Origin of the sequence: Amycolatopsis sp. SID8362 (assembly GCF_010550475.1) — a bacterium.
In the GTDB taxonomy this organism is placed as follows: domain Bacteria; phylum Actinomycetota; class Actinomycetes; order Mycobacteriales; family Pseudonocardiaceae; genus Amycolatopsis; species Amycolatopsis eburnea.
Genome location: NZ_JAAGNB010000375.1, coordinates 1 through 585 on the forward strand (window position 1 = coordinate 1; position 585 = coordinate 585).

1 protein-coding gene is annotated in these 585 nt (G+C 76.2%); it reads left to right on the forward strand.

The window, feature by feature from the left end; translation table 11 throughout:
- A partial coding sequence (locus G3I65_RS12000; RefSeq protein WP_160696171.1) for an SDR family NAD(P)-dependent oxidoreductase occupies window positions 1-585 on the forward strand: 585 nt, incomplete at both ends.

The window sequence follows — 585 nt, forward strand, 5'->3', positions numbered from 1 at the left end:
AGGTCCCGCGGCTCGCGAAGGCGACGGCCGAACCGGCGCCGCTGGGCTGGGACCCCGACGGGACCGTCCTCATCACCGGCGGCACCGGTGGCCTCGGCCGCCTGCTGGCGAAGCACCTGGTGACCGAGCACGGCATGCGCCGCCTGCTGCTGCTCAGCCGCAGCGGCGAGGCCGACGTCACCGACCTGACCGGCGCCGGGGCCGAGGTGACCGTCGCCGCCTGCGACGTCACCGATCGCGCCGCGCTCGCCGCGGTCCTCGACGGCCACCGCCTGACCGCCGTGGTGCACGCGGCCGGGGTGCTCGACGACGGCACGGTCGAAACACTGACCGCCGAGCAGTTCGACCGCGTGTGGCGCCCGAAGGCCGAAGCCGCGTGGCTGCTGCACGAGCTGACCGCGGACCTCGACGGGTTCGTGCTGTTCTCCTCGGTCGCGGGCACCATCGGCGGTGCCGGGCAGGCGAACTACGCCGCCGCCAACGCCTACCTCGACGCCCTCGCGGAGCACCGCGCCGCGCGCGGGCTGCCCGCGGTGTCGCTCGCCTGGGGTCCGTGGACCGGCGTCGGCGGCATGACCGCGCAGC